The organism is Natronoarchaeum sp. GCM10025703, from assembly GCF_042661985.1.
Classification (GTDB): Archaea; Halobacteriota; Halobacteria; order Halobacteriales; family Natronoarchaeaceae; genus Natranaeroarchaeum.
Window position 1 is genome coordinate 2,928,740 of the sequence record NZ_JBHSZF010000001.1, and the last position, 17,476, is coordinate 2,946,215.

General features: G+C 64.4%; 22 protein-coding genes and 5 pseudogenes. 12 read left to right on the forward strand and 15 right to left on the reverse strand.

From position 1 onward, the window contains the following. The first annotated feature begins 47 nt into the window (after positions 1 to 47). Positions 48 to 212 carry a DUF6757 family protein gene (locus ACFQH2_RS16395; RefSeq protein WP_377055457.1) on the forward strand — a complete coding sequence of 55 codons (165 nt, stop codon included), beginning with the start codon at positions 48 to 50 and terminating at the stop codon, positions 210 to 212. Positions 213 to 328: 116 nt separating this feature from the next. On the opposite strand, the gene ACFQH2_RS16400 is transcribed toward ACFQH2_RS16395, so the two are convergent. Next, positions 329 to 505 (reverse strand): hypothetical protein, encoded by a 177-nt coding sequence (locus ACFQH2_RS16400; protein ID WP_377055459.1) that lies wholly within the window; start codon positions 503 to 505, stop codon positions 329 to 331. A 146-nt stretch (positions 506 to 651) separates the two neighbouring features. On the opposite strand from ACFQH2_RS16400, the gene ACFQH2_RS16405 reads away from it, so the two are divergent. The 4 genes and pseudogenes from ACFQH2_RS16405 (at position 652) to ACFQH2_RS16420 (ending at position 2,616) form a co-directional block, all read left to right on the forward strand. Beyond that, positions 652 to 1,287 (forward strand): uracil-DNA glycosylase, encoded by a 636-nt coding sequence (locus tag ACFQH2_RS16405; protein WP_377076933.1) that lies wholly within the window; start codon positions 652 to 654, stop codon positions 1,285 to 1,287. Between the two features lie 122 nt (positions 1,288 to 1,409). Continuing rightward, positions 1,410 to 2,128, forward strand: a pseudogene (gene hisH / locus ACFQH2_RS16410) (imidazole glycerol phosphate synthase subunit HisH). A 6-nt stretch (positions 2,129 to 2,134) separates the two neighbouring features. Continuing rightward, positions 2,135 to 2,314, forward strand: a complete 180-nt coding sequence (locus ACFQH2_RS16415) for a hypothetical protein (protein WP_377076934.1) — start codon at positions 2,135 to 2,137, stop codon at positions 2,312 to 2,314. A 56-nt stretch (positions 2,315 to 2,370) separates the two neighbouring features. Then, positions 2,371 to 2,616: a hypothetical protein gene (locus ACFQH2_RS16420; RefSeq protein WP_377055467.1), complete on the forward strand. Its 246-nt coding sequence runs from the start codon at positions 2,371 to 2,373 to the stop codon at positions 2,614 to 2,616. 13 nt (positions 2,617 to 2,629) lie between these two features. Here the strand turns inward: ACFQH2_RS16420 and hisE are convergent, their stop codons facing one another. From hisE to ACFQH2_RS16440, 4 genes are all read right to left on the reverse strand, one after another. Beyond that, positions 2,630 to 2,917: a phosphoribosyl-ATP diphosphatase gene (hisE, locus tag ACFQH2_RS16425; RefSeq protein WP_377055469.1), complete on the reverse strand. Its 288-nt coding sequence runs from the start codon at positions 2,915 to 2,917 to the stop codon at positions 2,630 to 2,632. Positions 2,918 to 2,965: 48 nt separating this feature from the next. Continuing rightward, the gene (locus ACFQH2_RS16430) at positions 2,966 to 3,415 is read right to left on the reverse strand and encodes a bifunctional nuclease family protein (protein ID WP_377055471.1); all 450 of its coding nucleotides are present in this window, start codon (positions 3,413 to 3,415) and stop codon (positions 2,966 to 2,968) included. A 64-nt stretch (positions 3,416 to 3,479) separates the two neighbouring features. Then, positions 3,480 to 4,079 carry a pyridoxal 5'-phosphate synthase glutaminase subunit PdxT gene (gene pdxT, locus ACFQH2_RS16435; protein ID WP_377055473.1) on the reverse strand — a complete coding sequence of 200 codons (600 nt, stop codon included), beginning with the start codon at positions 4,077 to 4,079 and terminating at the stop codon, positions 3,480 to 3,482. Positions 4,080 to 4,152: 73 nt separating this feature from the next. After that, positions 4,153 to 4,332 (reverse strand): preprotein translocase subunit Sec61beta, encoded by a 180-nt coding sequence (locus tag ACFQH2_RS16440; RefSeq protein ID WP_377055475.1) that lies wholly within the window; start codon positions 4,330 to 4,332, stop codon positions 4,153 to 4,155. A 121-nt stretch (positions 4,333 to 4,453) separates the two neighbouring features. Between ACFQH2_RS16440 and ACFQH2_RS16445 the strand changes: the two genes are divergently transcribed. Next, complete coding sequence (locus tag ACFQH2_RS16445) at positions 4,454 to 4,723, forward strand: thioredoxin family protein (RefSeq protein WP_377055477.1); 270 nt, start codon at positions 4,454 to 4,456, stop codon at positions 4,721 to 4,723. 207 nt (positions 4,724 to 4,930) lie between these two features. On the opposite strand, the gene npdG is transcribed toward ACFQH2_RS16445, so the two are convergent. The 3 genes from npdG to ACFQH2_RS16460 form a co-directional block, all read right to left on the reverse strand. Further along, positions 4,931 to 5,599: an NADPH-dependent F420 reductase gene (npdG, locus tag ACFQH2_RS16450; RefSeq protein ID WP_377055479.1), complete on the reverse strand. Its 669-nt coding sequence runs from the start codon at positions 5,597 to 5,599 to the stop codon at positions 4,931 to 4,933. A gap of 72 nt (positions 5,600 to 5,671) precedes the next feature. Beyond that, the gene (locus tag ACFQH2_RS16455) at positions 5,672 to 6,574 is read right to left on the reverse strand and encodes a TIGR01548 family HAD-type hydrolase (protein ID WP_377055481.1); all 903 of its coding nucleotides are present in this window, start codon (positions 6,572 to 6,574) and stop codon (positions 5,672 to 5,674) included. Positions 6,575 to 6,631: 57 nt separating this feature from the next. Beyond that, positions 6,632 to 7,030, reverse strand: coding sequence for a UPF0146 family protein (locus ACFQH2_RS16460; RefSeq protein ID WP_377055483.1), 399 nt, complete (start codon positions 7,028 to 7,030; stop codon positions 6,632 to 6,634). Positions 7,031 to 7,069: 39 nt separating this feature from the next. Between ACFQH2_RS16460 and ACFQH2_RS16465 the strand changes: the two genes are divergently transcribed. After that, positions 7,070 to 7,591 (forward strand): archaemetzincin family Zn-dependent metalloprotease, encoded by a 522-nt coding sequence (locus tag ACFQH2_RS16465; protein WP_377055485.1) that lies wholly within the window; start codon positions 7,070 to 7,072, stop codon positions 7,589 to 7,591. 6 nt (positions 7,592 to 7,597) lie between these two features. Here ACFQH2_RS16465 and ACFQH2_RS16470 read toward each other — a convergent pair whose 3' ends face one another. The 3 genes and pseudogenes from ACFQH2_RS16470 to aglG form a co-directional block, all read right to left on the reverse strand. Further along, a complete protein-coding gene (locus ACFQH2_RS16470; RefSeq protein WP_377055487.1) occupies positions 7,598 to 8,077 on the reverse strand; it encodes a pyridoxamine 5'-phosphate oxidase family protein in 480 nt (159 codons plus the stop codon). A gap of 122 nt (positions 8,078 to 8,199) precedes the next feature. Beyond that, positions 8,200 to 9,188 (reverse strand): annotated as a pseudogene (locus tag ACFQH2_RS16475) (AIR synthase family protein). Positions 9,189 to 9,395: 207 nt separating this feature from the next. After that, a pseudogene (gene aglG / locus ACFQH2_RS16480) lies at positions 9,396 to 10,313 on the reverse strand (glucosyl-dolichyl phosphate glucuronosyltransferase). Positions 10,314 to 10,530: 217 nt separating this feature from the next. Between aglG and ACFQH2_RS16485 the strand changes: the two are divergent. Together ACFQH2_RS16485 and ACFQH2_RS16490 are read left to right on the forward strand one after the other, a co-directional pair. Further along, positions 10,531 to 10,971, forward strand: coding sequence for a hypothetical protein (locus ACFQH2_RS16485; RefSeq protein WP_377055493.1), 441 nt, complete (start codon positions 10,531 to 10,533; stop codon positions 10,969 to 10,971). 76 nt (positions 10,972 to 11,047) lie between these two features. Continuing rightward, entirely contained in the window at positions 11,048 to 11,605 is a 558-nt protein-coding gene (locus tag ACFQH2_RS16490) for a FaeA/PapI family transcriptional regulator (RefSeq protein WP_377055495.1), read from the forward strand. 23 nt (positions 11,606 to 11,628) lie between these two features. Here ACFQH2_RS16490 and phoU read toward each other — a convergent pair whose 3' ends face one another. Beyond that, positions 11,629 to 12,306: a phosphate signaling complex protein PhoU gene (gene phoU / locus ACFQH2_RS16495; RefSeq protein WP_377055497.1), complete on the reverse strand. Its 678-nt coding sequence runs from the start codon at positions 12,304 to 12,306 to the stop codon at positions 11,629 to 11,631. Between the two features lie 138 nt (positions 12,307 to 12,444). Here phoU and ACFQH2_RS16500 point away from each other — a divergent pair, with 138 nt between their 5' ends. The 3 genes from ACFQH2_RS16500 to ACFQH2_RS16510 all read left to right on the forward strand — a co-directional run bounded on the left by ACFQH2_RS16500 (position 12,445) and on the right by ACFQH2_RS16510 (position 14,561). Next, complete coding sequence (locus ACFQH2_RS16500; RefSeq protein WP_377055499.1) at positions 12,445 to 13,095, forward strand: HVO_0476 family zinc finger protein; 651 nt, start codon at positions 12,445 to 12,447, stop codon at positions 13,093 to 13,095. 3 nt (positions 13,096 to 13,098) lie between these two features. Next, complete coding sequence (locus ACFQH2_RS16505) at positions 13,099 to 13,737, forward strand: protein-L-isoaspartate(D-aspartate) O-methyltransferase (RefSeq protein ID WP_377055501.1); 639 nt, start codon at positions 13,099 to 13,101, stop codon at positions 13,735 to 13,737. An 86-nt stretch (positions 13,738 to 13,823) separates the two neighbouring features. After that, positions 13,824 to 14,561, forward strand: a complete 738-nt coding sequence (locus ACFQH2_RS16510) for a protein-L-isoaspartate O-methyltransferase family protein (RefSeq protein WP_377076935.1) — start codon at positions 13,824 to 13,826, stop codon at positions 14,559 to 14,561. Here the strand turns inward: ACFQH2_RS16510 and ACFQH2_RS16515 are convergent. The 3 genes and pseudogenes from ACFQH2_RS16515 to ACFQH2_RS16525 all read right to left on the reverse strand — a co-directional run bounded on the left by ACFQH2_RS16515 (position 14,558) and on the right by ACFQH2_RS16525 (position 17,474). Further along, on the reverse strand, positions 14,558 to 14,983 hold the full coding sequence (locus ACFQH2_RS16515; protein WP_377076936.1) for a DUF7382 domain-containing protein: 426 nt from the start codon (positions 14,981 to 14,983) through the stop codon (positions 14,558 to 14,560). The genes ACFQH2_RS16510 and ACFQH2_RS16515 overlap by 4 nt on opposite strands. Positions 14,984 to 15,072: 89 nt before the next feature. Then, positions 15,073 to 15,896 (reverse strand): annotated as a pseudogene (gene nadC / locus ACFQH2_RS16520) (carboxylating nicotinate-nucleotide diphosphorylase). Then, a pseudogene (locus ACFQH2_RS16525) lies at positions 15,896 to 17,474 on the reverse strand (L-aspartate oxidase). The pseudogenes nadC and ACFQH2_RS16525 overlap by 1 nt, the downstream one beginning before the upstream one ends. Positions 17,475 to 17,476 lie beyond the last annotated feature (2 nt).

The following is a 17,476-nucleotide window of genomic DNA, read 5'->3' on the forward strand; positions in this document are numbered from 1 at the left end:
GTACCGAGAACGTAGCGTTCAAACGGGGTCGGCCCGTACGGTCTGGTATGCAGTGCCATTACTGTGACGAGACCGCGACCGTCGCCGCCGAGTCCGACGGCATCAAGGTGGGCCTCTGCGAGGGTCATTTTCAGGAGCGACTCGAAGAACTTGCTGAATCCGACGCTCTGGACGAACTGCGGGAGAGCGTCGACGTCGATCATCAGGAATAGTCCCCCGACCGGTCGAACGAGTGCTTCGGCTCCTGTAGCGGCGTCGCCCCGTGCGCCTGGGTGAGACGACCCCGAGCATCCTCCGTACTACGTCCCGGAGATGCACGCCAACCAGTTCACCGCGAACGACCGACCCCCATCGGTTTCCGGCAGTCCTTGCAGAGAAACAGATCATTGTTCTCGTACAGTGAAAAGCTACCATCCTCTTCGACCTCGAACTCTCGAACGGAGTCCGTCTCGAAGTCGTCGATGGTCTCGTGTTCGGCACCACACTCGGAACAGGTGAGTGACATATGCGATCATCTCTCGCTTAGAATAAATGCTTATACCGGGTGTGCGAGAGCGATACACGGCGGTCGCAGGGCCGTTTAGTGCCCGACTGTCTCGTCTCCCGTGCGGACATCCGTGGAGATTAGTGAAGGGAGCACTGCCTGTGAGTATGGAGCAGATGGACGGCACCTCAGTCACCGCCTGCGAACGCTGTCCCGAACTGTGCGCGTCCCGGAGTCGGATCGTCAACGGCGTCGGCCCCGAGGACGCCGCCATCGTCTTCGTCGGAGAGGCCCCCGGCGCAACCGAGGACGAGCGCGGCGAACCCTTTGTCGGCCGGAGCGGCGACGTACTCGACAACGCGCTCAGAGATGTCGGACTCGCCCGTACGGACGTTCGGATCACCAACTGCGTACGCTGTCGTCCGCCGGACAACCGCGATCCGACCAGCGAGGAACTGGCGAACTGCGAGTCGTATCTCGACCGCGAACTCGAACTCGTCGATCCGGACGTGATCGTCACGCTCGGAAAGGTTCCGAGCGAGCACCTCCTCGACCGATCCGTCGGAATTACGTCGGAAGCCGGCAGCGTCGAAGAGGTCCGGATCGGCGGCCAGTCGCGGCGTGTGCTGTTGTCGGTCCATCCGGCGGCGACGCTGTACGACCGCAGCCAGCGCAGTACCTTCGAAGAGACCATCGCCACCGCAGCGGATCTCGGCGGCGCTGGGGGTTCGGGTGGCCAGTCGCGGCAGGAGAGTACGAGTAACGAGCGAGAGAGATTTGCGGGGAGAGAACCCCCGCAGTGACACCGTGAGAAGACGGAGAAAGCAGGTATGCACCCCCGGTCCGGAGAGTAACCGACGATCACCCGGCAGCGATATCTGAGCGAAACGGAAGGAACTTCCCGACCGAAAGCAAACCGTGAGGTATGAGCCAGCAGACGGATACGACGGAGTCAGAGACCGCCTCGGTCGTCGTCGTCGACTACGGTCTGGGGAACCTCCGAAGCGTCACGCGCGGCCTGGAGCGCGTCGGCGCGACCGTCGAGATTACCGACGACCCCGAGGCGTTCGCGGCCGCGGACGGCATCGTCCTGCCCGGCGTCGGCGCGTTCCGCGAGGGCGTCGAGAACGCCGGCCCCTACCGCGAGGCGCTCCACGAGGCCGCCGAGCGCGGGCAGCCCTCTTCGGCATCTGCCTCGGCATGCAGATGCTGCTGACCGACAGCGAGGAGGCCGACCACGCAGGCGAGGGTGACGTGAAAGGCCTCGATCTGATCCCCGGCACGAACGTCCGGTTCGACGGCGACCAGAAGGTGCCCCAGATGGGCTGGAACGAACTGAACGTCGAACGCGAGCACCCGCTGGTCGACGGCGTCGACACCGTTGCGTCGGAGACGCACCGGGCAGACGGGGCCGCGTCTGGCGGTTCCGTCGATGGCGAGTACGCGTACTTCGTCCACTCCTACTACGCCGAACCCGACGACGACACGGCAGTCGTCGCGACGACCGACTACGGCATCGACTTCCCGAGCATCGTCGCCAACGAGGAGGGCAACGTCTTTGGGACGCAGTTTCACCCCGAAAAGAGCGGCGAGACCGGGCTGACGATCCTGAAGAACTTCGTCGATATCTGCCTCGAAGAGTAGCCCCACGTGGCTGTGAGCGAAGCGTCGACGAGGCTTCGCCGCGTCAGTTTATGGCCCAGATTTTTCGAGGCGTGGTTCGCGAGCAGGGCGAGCGAACCCAACGATGAAAAAGGTGGCCGAACGAAGAGCGGCGAGACCGGGCTGACGATCCTGAAGAACTTCGTCGACATCTGCCTCGAAGAGTAGTGGAGCGGTCGTTGCAAGTGTTTTTTTACGTCTTCGGGAGGGAATGTACGACTGGTATGACAGTACTATCGACCTCCGACGAAGGGAAGTTTCTCATGGATATCGAGGCCGAGCAGATCGGAATCGTGACCGAAGTCGACACCGACGAACAGGTCGCGTACGTCGACCCGGACCCGGATATCGCGGACGCGGTCATCCAGGGTTTCGGCTTCGGTGCCGCCGCAGATGACGACATCGAAGTGCCCGCAAACAGCGTTGAGACGGTGACAGACACCGAACTCCGCGTCGCCCGGGACCTGTAGGTCGAGGCCCCCGCTATCTTCGCTCGGCCAGTTCCGCTCGCAAGTCCTCGAGATCCATGTCTTTCATCGCGAGAAGCACGAGCAGGTGATAGACGATGTCGGCGCTCTCGTAAGCGATTTCGTCGGCATCGTCGTCTTTGGCCGCCAGAATCAGTTCGGTCGTCTCCTCGCCGAGTTTCTCCAGCACTTCGTTTTCACCCTTCTCGTGAGTGAACAGCGATGCCGTGTACGAATCTTCGGGTAGCGTTTCCTTGCGATCCTCGATGACGGCGAACAGCTCGTCGAGTACGTCCTCGCTCATGAAAGGGCAGTCGGTGCGGAGCGTATAAAGTGACCCGTCTCCGCTTCGCTACGCCAGCTCTGCGACGTCCTGGATCGGATCGAGATCCTCGAACTCCGATGCGGGCCGCGCGCCGGCCGCGAAGACGTCCGGTGCGACCTCGATGCTCGCATCGGTCCGGGAGGCCAGCGCCAGCGAGTCGCTTGGCCGGGCGTCGATGGTCGTCTCGCCGCGCGGGGTGTCGATACACAGGTCGGCGATGTAGGTGCCGTCCTCGACGGCGGTGACTTCGACGTGGCGGACGCGTCCGCCGAGTTCCTCTACGACGTCCAGGAGGAGGTCGTGTGTGAGCGGCCGGCCGATGTCCTCGGCGTCGATTCCTCGGGCAATGCTGGCGGCCTCCTCGAAGCCAATAAAGATCGGTAGCACGTCGCTTTCGTCTTCGACGGACAGGATAACGACGGCGACCGGCCCCTCCCTCGTTCCGGCGACCCGGACGGCATCAATGCTCGCCTTCATACTACCTCGCACGGTGTCCAGAGAGAAAAGTCCACGTCCCGCAGGGGGTGATCCGCCAGACTGCTTACACGGAGGCGTCGGCGGCCACGAACAGCGCAAGCCGGTGGAGCCGACTATCCTCGGTCAACTCGGGGTGGAAAGAGAGTCCGACGACGGGTCCCTGTCGGACGGCCACGGGGCGGTCGTCCCACGAGGCAAGCACGTCGACGTTCGGGCCGACCTCGTCGATCACCGGCGCGCGGATGAAGACCGCGGGGAACGGGTCGTCCAGTCCGTCGACCGGAAGCGGTGCTTCGAAGCTATCCTTCTGTCGGCCGAAGGCGTTGCGCTCGACGGTGACGTCGAGGATATCCAGCGTCTCGACGCGGTCGTCCCCGGCGTCTTCGGCGGCGACGATCAGGCCCGCACAGGTCGCAAGGACCGGCTTGCCTGCCGCGACGTGCTCGCGGATCTCGGGCGCGATGTCGTCGCGATGGATCAGACGGGAGATGGTCGTCGACTCGCCGCCGGGCATCAGGAGGACGTCACAGTCGGGAACGATGCCTGCAGATCGAATCGTCCGGACGTCGACCTGTTCGCCGACGTCATCAGCGGCACGCTCGACGGCATCGACGTGTTCGCTCACGTCGCCTTGTACGGCGAGCACGCCAGCAGTAATCGTCATTACCTGTTGTAGGAATCTGAACGGCAAAAATCTCGCGTCTTCGGCCAGTATCGAAGGGGTGGCTACGCTGGTCTCAGATCCGGATGCCGTAGACCATGATTCCCAGAAGATGGATGAAAATGCCGAGTGCTACGGACGCAACCACGACCGTTCGCGGATCTATCTCGATCGCGTTACTGTCCTCCGAGTCGAAGTACCGGACCAGTCCTGCACTCGACATCAGCCCACCGCTGTTCTCGCCGCTACCACTCATACTCGACACTGATCGTCGGGGGTAACTAAGTCTTTCGACCCCTCTTCACCGCTCGTGCGAGCGATCGACGAAAGTGGGAAACCCTTATGCGCGCACACCTGAAACACCCGATGTACGTATCATGACTGTAACGCTGAAAGACTTCCATGCCGACTGGTGCGGCCCCTGCAAAACGCAGGATCCCATCCTCGAAGAGATCGAGGAGGAGTGGGGCGACCGCTTTGCCCTCGAAAAAGTCAACGTCGACGAGGAGCAGGATATCGCCAACGAGTATCAGGTTCGGTCGCTACCGACCCTGATCGTCGAGAACGAGGACGGCATCGTCGAGCGGTTCGTCGGTGTCACCCAGCGCGAGGACATCGAGGACGCCCTCGAATCCGCGGGCGCCTGAAGCCGATCGTTTTCGAGCGGGTGGAACGAGTTAGAACTCCGCGAACCAGTAACAGACCAGCACCGCCAGTGTCCTTCCGTAGAACGCGACAGCGCCGGGTCAGCCGAGCGCCACACGCCGAAAATTCAGTTACGCCCCACCGATCAGAACGAAGAGCGCGAGGACGTACGCGACCGGAGGGAAACGACAGGAGCGTCCAGAAGCGAGTTACAGGAATCGGACGCCGACGTCGTGCATCCCGTCGTTGTGTTTTGCGATATTGATGACCAGCGGTGTAATGCTCTCGACTTCGGCCGCGTTGGCGATCGGTCCGGCGTCGAGCACGCGGATGCCGTCGATCGATTCTGCCAGCATCGTTACGGTCCCCTTGGCATCGCCGTCGTCGCCGACAACGAGGGTGTCCAGATCGAGTTCGATATCGAGATTCGCCAGTCGGTCAGCCGCGAGGTTGTGAAAGGCACCGACGACCGGCACGTTCTCGGGCGCGGCCTCCGCCGCGACGGCAGTGACGCTTCCCGCACCGGGGCGGTGATAGTGCATCCCGTTTTCGTCACCTTTCATGCCCACCGCGGGCGAAACGAGGATGGTTTCGTCGTCCAGTCGATCCGCGACCGCCTCTACGGTGTCGGAGACGTGATACGGCGGGACGGCGAGGACGACGATGTCCGACCGGTCGGCGGCCATCGAGTTCTCGAAGCCCTTGATCGTCTTCTCCAGTCCTCTACTATCGAGTTCGGTCTCGTACTCATCGGCTTTGGTCCGGGCCTTTTCAGGGTCTCGAGAGCCGATCAGGATCTCGTGATTCGTGTCGTACGCCCAGCGCAGGGCCAGTCCCTGTCCGATGTCGCCAGTCCCACCGAGTAGCGCGATTCGCATACTCGTCCGGTAGACCGAGCGGGGCAAAAGGGTTGCGTGACCGGCAACAAGAATTGGCGCGTGGTGGAGACCTCAGTCGAGGCGTTCGGGCAACTCGGCGACCGAATCGAGCACGGCCGTCGCCCCCGCATCCTCGTACTTTGCCGTTCCTGCCGCGCCGGAAAGCCCGCCGGTCAGGACGCCGATGCCGTGATACTCTCGGTCAGGATCCGCCTCAGCGGCGTTGACCGCCGTCCTGATGTCGTCGAGGGTATCGCCGACGAAGACCACGGAATCGGCCTCAAAACGCTCCGCGAGCGTCGTCAGCGCGTGGGGATGGGGCTTTCCCGCTTCCCAGTCGTCCATCGTGAACCGCCGCTCGGTGGGGACGTCGAGACCGGCCCGCTCCAGGGCGATTTCCGCTTCCGCCTCCGGGCGACCGGTGACGACGCCGACATCGTAGCGCTCGATGAGTCCCTCGCGCGTCTCGGCGTCGAGCAGGAGCGGTTCGTCGTGGATGTATCCGCGCGTCTCGGCATCCGGCTCACCGCCCTCCAGTTCGCGATACAGATCACTGCCGAGGTAGAGTTGCTGGAAGACGTCCCGGAGTCGCTCGGGATCCCAGCGATCCCGGACGAAGGTCCACGCGTCCGCGTCGAGAGCCTCCGCAGCGACGCGTTCGGCGGCGTCAAGACCGCCGCCGTGCTCCGCAATGGCGTCGGTAAAGGCCGCGATATCCAGTTCCATCCCCTCCCGCTCGGCGAGGACGAACAGCGCGGCCGCGTAGGTGAGTTCCCAGTCGTTGTTGAACCCGCCGGCGTCTTTGAACGCCTGCACGTCGGCCTTCTCGATCGTATCGCCGTACACCGTCTCGACGGATTCGAGGATGGCCCGCCGGTAGGAGTTCTCGACGTCGACCACTACGCCGTCGATATCTAGTACGACCGCATCGGGGGCGAGGTTGGGGGCTTCGGAGTCGCTCGGGGCGTCGGTCATAGACGGCCGAACGGCCGCCGGGACTAAGGACGTATCGGCTTCCTGTGGGAGCCCCAGTTAGCCGGGACCGTCCCGTGCCCAGTACAGCGTCTCGGTTGGCAGCGTCTCGCGTTCGACCGGAATCACGGGTTCGTCGCCGCCCAGCGTTGTAAAGACGAACTCTGCGTTCTGCTCGCGCGCGACGGCCGCCACAGGTCGGTGTAGCTCCGGCGGGAGATCCAGCGCGTAGACCGCGTCCACGTCGGCGTAGATATCCGGATCGGGGACTGTGACGTCGTCGAGGACGAACGCGACGCTCTCTGGGACCGTACGGGGCGTAACGTCGGTCGTGGTGACACGGACACCACGGTCGGCAAGCGCGCTGGCGACGTCCGGCCGCCGGCCGACGCCCACTTCGACGACGCGGTCGAAGCGGGCTAATCGATCGACGATCGGACCCGAATCGGCGTGGGGCATGGCGGGATGTTTATGACCGCCGCGATATTAGGCGTTCGTATGCTCGTTGACGTCGTGCCGGTGGGGGACGTCTCTGCGCGAGTCAAGCGCGAGGCGTCGGCGGGGTTACGGACGATCTACGACTGCGATGTCACCGTCCATGAACCCCAGCAGATCCCAGACGGCGCGTTCGACGCGAACCGTAACCAGTACCGTGCAGAGGACTTCATCGAACTCGCCAGCCGCGTAGGTTCGGGCGAAAAGAACATCGCGGTGACTCCCAAAGACCTGTTCTACCGGAAGCGGAACTACGTGTTTGGCCTGGCCTACCTCGACGGCAACGGGAGCGTCGTCTCCACGTATCGGTTACAGACCTCCAGCGACGGCGGCTTCTCCGAACGCGACTCCGAGGAGATCTTCGGCGACCGCGTGCGCAAGGAGATCGTCCACGAGATCGGCCACACGTTCGGTCTCGAACACTGCAACAACAAACGCTGTGTAATGAACTTCTCGCCGACTGTCAGGGAGGTCGATATGAAAGAACAGAGCCTCTGTGGCACCTGTCAGCGACAGGTGCTCTGACGGCACTCAGCTCTCGTCGTCGCCTGCGCTCTCGCTCATTCTCCCCGAGTAGTCCCAGCCATAGACCGTCTCTGGGTCGATCCGAATACGGACCTCCTCGCGCTCGTCCGAAAGCAGGTTCTGCGCCAGGTCCGAGTCGGCCCCGCCGAGATACCGCTCGACGAGCGCATTGAGCAGTGCCTTCTCCTCGTCGGCGTCGACGTGGGCGACGCCGTTGCCGCGCACGCCACGGTAGGGCGGATCGTTCGTCGACACCTCGAAGGCGACGGCGTCGTCCGCGCGGACGAAGCGGACGATGTCGGCGCTGGCGGAGGTCGCACACTCCAGATAGCCATCCCGATAGCGAAACCACAGCGAGAGCATCCAGAGGTCCCCGCTGGGCCGATGACAGGAGAGTCGCACCGGGACGACGGTCGAGCGCAGGAACTCTTCGACGGTCTCGGGCGGGAGCGATCCACGGACGGTGAAAGGTAGCTCGGAGGACACGCGTTCGACCCAATTCTCGGTGGCAATCGACAAGTAGCTTTGGTCGACGCTGGATAATTCTCCGAGCAGCGGAGCGGTTCGCGTCGAATCCCGACCCCGTTCATCATCTCACAGCAGACGCGCTACTCCTCGTCCCACAGCGTGTACAGGGCCTCCCGTTCCGGTTCAGTGAACCGCTCGCCGTCAAGGAACAGGGCTGGCTCGTCGGCCGCCAGAACAGCGCCGATATCCGCGGCCTCGATTCCGGCGTCGGCCAGCGCGTCAGCGCGGCCTCGATATCGGCCTCCGAGACCGTCGCCAACACGGCCCCGGAGCCGAACGCGTTGAGCGGGTCGAGGTCGAGCGCCGCACAGAGGCGCGCCGTCTCGGTCCGTACCGAAATCGCCTCGGTCTCGACGTCCAGCGCGACACCGGACGCCGTCGCCAGTTCGATCAGCCCGGTGAAGACGCCACCCTCGGTCGGGTCGTGCATCGCGGTCGCCCACTCCCGCAGGACGCGCGCGTCGGGAACCACGCTGATCTCGTCGAAGAACTCCGCTCCGCGGTCGAGGACGTCGTCGGGAATCCCCTCGAGGTCCTCACGGAAATCCGTTGCCAGGATCGCAGTCGCCTCGATCCCCGCCCCCTTTGTCAGCACGACGCGGTCGCCCGGTTCCGCGCCGCCCGTCAGGACTGCTCGATCGGTCCGACCCATCGCGGTCATCGACAGTATCGGGCGGGAGAGCTGGTCGACGTACTCGGTGTGGCCGCCGACGATGGAGACGTCGAGGGTGTTCGCCTCTCGTTCCATGTCGGCCATGATCGCCTCGATACGATCGCTCCCGTCTGCGTCCATCACCTCCTCGCTACTTGGCACCTGCAGCACCGCAGTCAGGAACTCGGGATCTGCCCCACTGACCGCGACGTCGTTGCAGGCAACGTGGACGCCGAGGGTGCCGATCCGCTCGGTAGCGAGCGAGATGGGATCGGAGGAGATGATCAGCAGTTCGTCGCCGAGGTCGATCACCGCGGCGTCCTCGCCGTAGGCCGGGCCGACCAGGACGTCCTCGCCGACCCCACCGGTTCGATCGAGCACCGCCGCGAGCGCCCCGGGATCGAGTTTTCCGACCATCGTGTCGATATCTGCGGGCGACGCCCTTTGCAGTTGCGACACCAACGGACAGGAGATTCCGGAAACGACATGCTCGTTTACTGTGGTGTGTACGGTAGATGAGTAACGCTGTGGACGGGGCTCAGAGTTAGCTGTTTATGTCGGGTTACCACAGCAGAACGTGTTCTGGACGGCCAGAGAACGCCGTCTCAAACGTAACAGACCGCCTTATTCCGGCACGACTGCTTCGTAGAGATATCCGACACCCACTGCTGCAGTAAATACGCCGATCATCAGCAACTGCCCGACAGCGGCTACCGATGGACTCCGGGCCGTCTCTCGAATCCGCTCGGGCACCCGCTCCGTGAAGAGGAACTTCAGATAGCCGGTCTCCTCACTGCCGACGCCGTCCGATTCTCCTGCCATTCGTCGCTTCGACACGCCCTGTTCGAAGGCTCGTGACAACAGCCATGGAAGCTTCGTCCGGCGTTCGAATACCTTGTGCGCGACGACGGCCTCGGGGTTGTACACCACTCCACGACCGTATTCGGCCCGCAATCGATCCCCGACCTCGGCGCCTTCCGAATTACTGTACGAGTTCGCGTCCCGTCCGAGGCTTTCGTCGAATCCACCGATGTCGAGGAACACATCCCGGCGAAAGGAAATATTCGATTCTGAAGGTGTTGCGCACTTCTGTATCAGGTTCAGCAAACCCTGGATACGTGACGCCGACTACCCAGTCGAACTCCTCGGGGAGGAACCAGGGACGGCCGACCAGCCACTCGCCAACCATCCGCCCGCCAGCAGCAAGCGCGTCGTGCTCCTCGTAGGTCCGAACGAGTGTGTCGATCCAGTCCTCCTCTGCAACCGCGTCGTCGTCGATGAACGCGACGATGTCGCCGGAGGCAGCTCGGCGCCCTTCGTCCGACTGTAGGATATCCCGCGGTTCTCGTCGTTGTCGTGAACGATAACGTGTTCGTGCTCGCCGAAGTCCGTTACTGCGCGCTCGAATACCCTCGGATTACCATCGATTACCAACACGATCTCGATCGGTTCGTAGGTCTGTTCGAGGATGCTCTCGACGGCCTCCGTAAACGCGTCGTAGCGATCCATCGTGTAGGTACAGACGACAACGGAGACGTGCATTCGTTCGACAGTGTCTCAACTGGGTCAATAAGGGTTGTGAACCATCCGTCTCCCAGTTGTCGGTCGAAGTTAGATGGTAAGCCGCCATTAGCAACGAGAGACAGTACCGCGTCGATGCTGTCGCTGTTCCGACCGGTCGAAATACCGACAGAGAGTCCACGAAGCGATAGATTAAACCAACGTTACCTGAACTACAAGAGCAGGTACTCTGGTCAGTATGGATCCACTCATCCTTCTCGGCGCTGTCGTCGTCCTCTTCCTTACACTCTGCCTCGGTACCATCGTCCACGAGCACGCTCATGCGCTCGCCCTGCAGGCGTTCGACGTCGACTACCGGATGGACTGGCTCGGCGGTCGAGACGGTATCGGACGGCTCCGCGCCGGCGTGCTCGGCACGTGGGCGTCGGTGACACCGCGACTCTCCGAGGATACCTCCGTCACGGGGCTTCGCCTCGCCGCACTGATGCCGCTCACACTGACACTACCGTTCGCACCCGTCGCACTGGGCATCGTCCCCGACCCGATTTCGACGGGGAACCCATACGCGATTGCGGCCACTGGTGCGTGGCTCGCCTGTGCACTGCCGAGCCCACAGGACTTTTCGACGGTCTGGTACGCCCATCGGCTCGTCGACGAGCGAGCTACGGTCGTCGAGTGACCGTCGGCAGCCGGGAATATATCAGCGCTCGGAACGATACAAAAAATAATGTGTATTCGGTACAAATCTAGCATGTATGAGTGACCACGACGACAGGAGTTGGGGGCAATTCGTCGAGGAGATACCCGACGACAACGTCGTCGACAGGTTCGATGGCGCGGAGCCGAAGACGGCGACCGAAATCGCCGACGCGCTCGCCTGTACCGAGTACGAAGCCCGGAGCAAACTCGATGCGTTGTGCCGTGCGGGGGAACTCGACAGGAAGCGCGTGCGCGAGGAGCCACCGCTGACGGTCTGGTACCGGCCACGTGCAACCTTCGTCGGCGAGGGGAGCGAAACGGGCCAGCCTGTCGGCGAACGAGTCTCCGAACTGCTCGAAGACATGGACGTGCCCGGAACGAGCGGAATGATGTGCGACTGGCGGCGCGACGCGATCCGCGCGGCATTCGACCAACTCCGGGAAGTTACCGAACTCGACGAGGACGAACTGCGGGCGGAGGTGTACCCCGCACACTCGGCAGGCTACGACGATGCGACCGAGTGGTGGGAGATGGTGTCCGCACACCTGGGCGACCTGCCAGGCGTCGTCGAGCCACGCTGGGGCGGCGAGACCTGGCGCTACGACGGTGAGTGAAAAACGGCTCGTCGCCGCCAGTCTCAGTAGATCAGTTCGTCGTCGCCTTCGATCATGTACAGCGTCCGCGCCGAGATGTTGACCGCGTGATCACCGACGCGTTCGAGATCCCGGATCGTCAGCAGGAGCCGGGACACGTCGTTCATCACCGCTTCGATCTCCTGGCCGGAGCCCTCGGTGAACTCGCGTTCCAGCAGATCTCGGACGACGGTCTGGCTGGCCTCCTCGCAGAGCGCATCGATCTCGTCGTCGCGATCCGATATTTCGCGGCAGGCATCGGGATCTTCCTCCGAGTACGCCGCCATCGCATCCTCGACCATCTCGTGTGTGAGATCGCCGATCCCCTGAACGTCGACCTCCGGGTAGACGTCTTCCTCGGCGTCGTACGAGTACTCCGCAAGGTTCGTCGCGAGGTCACCGACCCGTTCCAGATCGGTGATGATCTTGAACGACGAGGCGATAAAGCGCAGATCGCCGGCGACTGGCTGTTGGAGCGCCAGAAGATCGATACAATCCTGTTCGAGATCGAGATATAGCTGGTTGATCTCGTGGTCACCTTCGATGACCTCCTCTGCAACTGCCTCGTCCTTTTGTTCGAGCGCGTCGAAACTCAGCCGAAGCCGTTCGAGGACGAGCTCGCTCATATAGAGAACGTCCTCCCGAAGGGACTCCAGTTGTTGTTGGTAGTCCTGTCGTGCCATACTCGGCCAGAGATCCGCCGGCCGTATAAGTGCTGTCCGATCGGGCAAGCTTGCCACAGTATGGGAACCGATAACGGTGAACGTACTAACGGGCGGACTACCGACTCCTTTTACCCGCGCGGACGGTAAACGACCAGTATGAGCGACACCACGGAGCGGGTCGGGACGCGCTGTCCGTCCTGTTCCCCTGACGAACAGACTGTCCACGAGGTGCTCAAGCCCGGCGGACAGGCGACCGTTCGCTGTACGGAGTGTAGCCACGTCCACAAGATCCGCATCGAAGAGGAGCGAACCGTCCAGCGCGACGTCGTCGTCTCCCAGGAGGGCGACTCCTTTTCGGCGACGGCCGAACCGCCTGCCGACGAGCAACTCGCGTCCGGCGAGGAGTTCGTCCTCGACACGCCCGAAGCGATCATGACGGTCCGGATCACCAGCCTCGAACTCGAGAGCGACAAGCGTGTCGACGAGGCGAGCGCCGAGGACGTCAGCACGATCTGGACCCGCGCGGTCGGAAACGTCGGCGTCAAGACGACGATCCACCCGCAGGACGGCCGCCGCGACGAGAGCAAAAGCGTCACGCTGCAGGTCCCCGGCGACTACGAGTTCACCGTCGGCGCGACCGAGGAACACGGCGAGGAAGAGTTCAGTGTCGAAGGAATCGCAGTCCGCGACGACGCGACCGGCTACGAGTTCGACAAACTGGACCGTGACCGCGACACGGCTGTCGCAAAGGATATCAAACGGCTGTACGTGCGCGACGAGACGACGACTGCCTGGTCTGCCTGGTAGCCGATGACCGGGGGATCGCCCGCCGACCGTCGCAACCGGATGGTCGAGCGCCTCGCCGAGAGCGGGCGGATCACCGACGAGGCGACGCTCGACGCGCTGCGAGCGGTGCCGCGCCACGAGTTCGTCCCCGAGGCCCGCCGTGACGCCGCCTACGAGGACCGCCCCCTCCCGATCGACGACGGCCAGACGATCAGTGCCCCGCACATGGTCGGGATCATGGTCGAACTGCTCGACGCCGCCCCGGGCGATACTGTCCTGGAGATCGGTACTGGCTGTGGCTATCATGCCGCAGTGACCGCAGAGGTCGTCGGAGCAGAGAACGTCTACTCCGTCGAGTACAGCGACCGGCTTGCCGAGCAGGCGCGGTCGACACTCGACGACATCGGCTACGGCGACATCTCGATCCGTGTCGGTGATGGCCGGGACGGCTGGCCGGAGCATGCGCCCTACGACCGTGCCTATCTGACCTGCGCGGCCAGAGAACTCCCCGAACCAGTCGCCGAGCAGGTGTGCCCCGGCGGCCGAATTCTCGCGCCGATCGGCCGTCGACGGCAGACGCTCGAACGGTTCGACAAGCGTACCGACGGGACGCTCGAGCGGAGCGCGCACGGCGGCGTCCGGTTCGTACGGATGCGGCGTTGAAACCGCGTGCCACGCCGGCGACTCTTATATTGAACGACCGATAGCCAGTCGCGCGATTGATTACGCTCCGGATCTATCCGTCGACTATGGAACCCGCAATCCTCCGCGACGACATGGTCGATAGCCTCGAACACGAGGCAAAGCGGGTCGTCCGGAGCGAACGGATCGGCCTCGCGATGCGTGAAGTGCCGCGCCACGAGTTCGTCGAGGCCGAACGCGCCGCCTACGCAGATATCTCGCACCAGGAGCACGGCACCCGCGTCCTCTCACCGAGCGACGCCGCCAGACTGCTCGAACTGCTCGACGTCGAGCCGGAGCAGTCGGTGCTGATCGTCGGCGTCGGCGTCGGCTACACCGCGGCCGTGGTCGCCGAAATCGTTGGCGCACGAAACGTCCACGCGGTCGATATCACCCGATCGTTGGTATACCAGGCCCGCGAGAACCTCGCGGCAGCGGGCCACGAGGAGGTGCTGGTCGACTGGCGGGACGGTGCCGAGGGGCTACCGGAGTACGCGCCGTACGACCGGATCCTGCTCGAGGCCGCCGCGGTCCGGCCACCGCCCGCCCTGCACGACCAGCCAGCCGCCGATGGCAAACTCGTAATGCCCCACGGCACCGGCGAACAGCGGCTCTCGGTCGTCGACGCCAATGGCGACGTCGAGGAGCACGGCAACGCCGCGTTCGCGCCGCTGCTCGTCGAGGGCGAACAGGCCGACGCCATCGAGCGCAACCGGACCGCACGCGAGGACCGCGAGCACGCACAGCGCAGCGCCGAGTCGCGACACGGCTGGGAGCGCGACTGGATCGACTGGGACGGCGTCTAGTCGTCGATCACCAGTAGCTCGGTGTTCTCCCGCTGGTCCTCGTACTCGGTCCCCGCAGGCGGATTAATCTCTATCTCCAGAGTACCCTTGTCCTGATTGTCGCGTAGCTCCGGCGAGATACTGACTGTGGCCTCGCCGTTCGCATCCGACTTCTCGTTCTCGATGCCGTCGATGCTCGCAGTGCCGCTGGAGACGATCACCGTCGCCCCTTCGACGGCGTCGCCCTGCTCGTCGATCACCGTGAGATCGACCGAGTTGTAGCCAGCGTTGATCACTTCGTCGTCAGGCTGGACGTCGAGTTCCGTCGTCCCGAGCGTACCGACCCCCGAGAGCATAGACATCATGATGCTGAGACTCGCGACGCCGACGACGATGGCGATGACGAGTCTGATCGGTAACCCCTCGATTGCCCGGTCATCCAAGCGGAACGCTTCTGAATCGCATGGCCACCGCTGGCCGCCCCATCGTATATAAACAGTCGGCTCAGGTGCCGTGGCTGAATAGGATGATCCTACTCACCGGTCCCGAAAGACAGGTCGAGTGCGGGCGCGCTGTGAGTGAGCGACCCCATCGAAATGACGTCGACGCCCGTTTTCGCGTACGCCGGAACGTCCTCGACGGTGATTCCGCCCGAGGCCTCCGCGAGCGTCTCGTACTCGGCCAGCAGTTCGACTGCGTCGTGGGTCTTCCCGGGCGTCATGTTGTCGAGCAGGACGATGTCCGCTCCGGCCGCCGCGGCCCGTGGGGCATCCTCGACTCGCTCGACCTCGACGTCGATCTTCGTGGCGAACGAGGTCTGCTCGTCGAAGCGCGTGATCGCCTCTTCCAGCCCTAACTCCGCGATCTGGTTGTCTTTCACCATCACCATATGCGAGAGGTCGAGGCGGTGGGTGTCGCCGCCACCCGCGACGACCGCCCGCTTCTCGACGCCGCGGAGACCGGGCGTCGTCTTGCGGGTCGCCGCAATCTCGACCGTGCTGTCCGCCCCGGCCGTCGCTTCGTTCGCCCGTTCGACCGCACGGCGCGTCTTCGTGGCGATACCGGAGGCGTGGCCGGCGATATTCACGGCGACGCGCTCGCCGCGCAGGACGTCGGTAGCCGCCCCCTCGACAGCCAGTACGGTATCACCGGTGTCGACCGGGTCGCCGTCGGCAGCGACTGCGTGACGTCGACGTCGAGGTACTCGAAGACGGCTTCGGCGGCGTCGAGTCCGGCGAGGACGCCACTCTCTTTCGCGACGAGGCGGCCGGACGTCCCGCCGGGGACTTCGTTGGTCACGTCGTGATGGCCCAGATCCTCACGGAGCCATCCCTCGATCTGTGAGTCCGTGATCATCAGTCGTCCGCTGGCTCCGCGACCTGTTCGGTCGCCTCGTCGAGGTAATGACAGCCGACTGACCGCTCGTTCTCGGCCGCGGCGCGGGCGATCAGTAACGCGGTGACGCTGGCGTGGCGTAACTCGTAGATGTCCCGTGCGGTTCGGGTCCGGACGTAGGCGTCGACCTCGCCCTTGAGGCGGCGCAGTACCGCGGCGGCGCGTCCGAGTCCGTCGCGGTCGCGGCGCAGACCCACGTACTCACCCATCACGCGACGCAGGCGCGTGAACTTCTCGGCGGCAAACCGGGGCGGGAGGTCGGGGTCGCTATCGAGCAGATCGGCGGCCTCGATCGGTCGGGGCTCGTTGCCGACCGCCGTCTCGCCCGCCCGGAGTCCCCAGACCAGCCCTTCGAGCAGGCTCGTCGAGGCAGCCGGTTCGCGCCGTGGACGCCGGTGCGGGCACACTCGCCGACGGCGAAGAGTCGGTCGAGGCTCGCCCGACCGCGGTCGTCGACGGCGACGCCGCCACAGAGGAAGTGCTCGCAGGGTGTGACCGGGATCCCCTCGGCGGGATCGACGCCACGCTTGGCACACCGGTCGGCGAGGTCGGGGAACTCCCCGCGAAGTCGAAGGTCGACACGTCGAGACGGACTGTTCCCGTCTCGGACCGTTCGCGGGCGACCGCACGGGCCACCACGTCCCGCGGCGCGAGTTCGGCGTCCTCGTGGACTTCAGGCATGAACCGCTCGCCGTCCCCGTTCAGCAGGTGTGCGCCCTCGCCGCGGACAGCCTCGCTGATCAGCACCGTGTCCATCCCCTCGGTCTCGTCGGCCTCGGCCACGCCGTCGGCGGCCTCGTCGAGCGCCGTCGGATGGAACTGGACGAACTCCATGTCGGCGACGTCCGCGCCGGCGAGCGCCGCCATCCCGATGCCGTCACCGGTCGATCCCGACGGGTTCGTCGAGTGAGGATAGAGCGATCCGATCCCGCCGGTCGCCAGTACGGTCGACCCGGCAAAGACCGGGTAGCCGGTGTTGGCCTGCTCGCTCCCTGGGGTCCGGTCGAGTTGTGCGCCGTGAACTCGCCCCTCGTGCGTGATCAGGTCGAGCACGGCCGTATCTTCGAGAATCGTCACGCGCTCGTGATCGTCGAGATACGCGAGCAGTGGTCGGAGGATGTGCGTGCCCGTCTCGGCGTTGACGTGCATGATCCGGTCCTCGGAGTGGGCCGCCTCGCGGCCGTAGTCCCACTGCTCCCCCGTCGATTCGGCGCCCTCGTCTGCCGTATCGAACTCGATGCCGAGCGTCTCCAGCAGGACGTCTTCGACCGCCTCGTTGGCGCTCTCGACGAGTACGTCGACCGCCTCGGGGTCGGCAGTGTCGCTACTCGCCGTGAGGATATCCCGTTTGAACTGCTCGGGGTCGTCCCGGGAGACGGCGATGCCGCCCTGCGCCCAGTCGGTACTCGCGTCCTCGGGGCGTTCGGCCTTCGTCGCGACGAGCACGTCGCTGCCCTCACGTGCGGCCGCGAGCGCCGCGGCACAGCCAGCGATGCCGGTGCCGACGACGAGCACATCCGCGGTAGTATGGTCACCCATCC

Excerpts from the sequence above, each read along its gene's own strand:
- ACFQH2_RS16460 (WP_377055483.1), bottom strand. The coding sequence starts at position 7,030 with ATGCCCCACGCCGATTCGGGTCCGATCGTCGATCGATTAGCCCGCTTC.
- ACFQH2_RS16430 (WP_377055471.1), bottom strand. The coding sequence starts at position 3,415 with ATGAAGGCGAGCATTGATGCCGTCCGGGTCGCCGGAACGAGGGAGGGG.
- ACFQH2_RS16500 (WP_377055499.1), top strand. The coding sequence starts at position 12,445 with ATGAGCGACACCACGGAGCGGGTCGGGACGCGCTGTCCGTCCTGTTCC.
- ACFQH2_RS16510 (WP_377076935.1), top strand. The coding sequence starts at position 13,824 with ATGGAACCCGCAATCCTCCGCGACGACATGGTCGATAGCCTCGAACAC.
- ACFQH2_RS16455 (WP_377055481.1), bottom strand. The coding sequence starts at position 6,574 with ATGACCGACGCCCCGAGCGACTCCGAAGCCCCCAACCTCGCCCCCGAT.
- ACFQH2_RS16440 (WP_377055475.1), bottom strand. The coding sequence starts at position 4,332 with ATGAGTGGTAGCGGCGAGAACAGCGGTGGGCTGATGTCGAGTGCAGGA.
- ACFQH2_RS16405 (WP_377076933.1), top strand. The coding sequence starts at position 652 with ATGGAGCAGATGGACGGCACCTCAGTCACCGCCTGCGAACGCTGTCCC.
- ACFQH2_RS16490 (WP_377055495.1), top strand. The coding sequence starts at position 11,048 with ATGAGTGACCACGACGACAGGAGTTGGGGGCAATTCGTCGAGGAGATA.
- ACFQH2_RS16395 (WP_377055457.1), top strand. The coding sequence starts at position 48 with ATGCAGTGCCATTACTGTGACGAGACCGCGACCGTCGCCGCCGAGTCC.
- hisE (WP_377055469.1), bottom strand. The coding sequence starts at position 2,917 with ATGAGCGAGGACGTACTCGACGAGCTGTTCGCCGTCATCGAGGATCGC.
- pdxT (WP_377055473.1), bottom strand. The coding sequence starts at position 4,079 with ATGACGATTACTGCTGGCGTGCTCGCCGTACAAGGCGACGTGAGCGAA.
- ACFQH2_RS16465 (WP_377055485.1), top strand. The coding sequence starts at position 7,070 with ATGCTCGTTGACGTCGTGCCGGTGGGGGACGTCTCTGCGCGAGTCAAG.
- ACFQH2_RS16400 (WP_377055459.1), bottom strand. The coding sequence starts at position 505 with ATGTCACTCACCTGTTCCGAGTGTGGTGCCGAACACGAGACCATCGAC.
- ACFQH2_RS16445 (WP_377055477.1), top strand. The coding sequence starts at position 4,454 with ATGACTGTAACGCTGAAAGACTTCCATGCCGACTGGTGCGGCCCCTGC.
- npdG (WP_377055479.1), bottom strand. The coding sequence starts at position 5,599 with ATGCGAATCGCGCTACTCGGTGGGACTGGCGACATCGGACAGGGACTG.
- ACFQH2_RS16485 (WP_377055493.1), top strand. The coding sequence starts at position 10,531 with ATGGATCCACTCATCCTTCTCGGCGCTGTCGTCGTCCTCTTCCTTACA.
- ACFQH2_RS16420 (WP_377055467.1), top strand. The coding sequence starts at position 2,371 with ATGACAGTACTATCGACCTCCGACGAAGGGAAGTTTCTCATGGATATC.
- ACFQH2_RS16505 (WP_377055501.1), top strand. The coding sequence starts at position 13,099 with ATGACCGGGGGATCGCCCGCCGACCGTCGCAACCGGATGGTCGAGCGC.
- phoU (WP_377055497.1), bottom strand. The coding sequence starts at position 12,306 with ATGGCACGACAGGACTACCAACAACAACTGGAGTCCCTTCGGGAGGAC.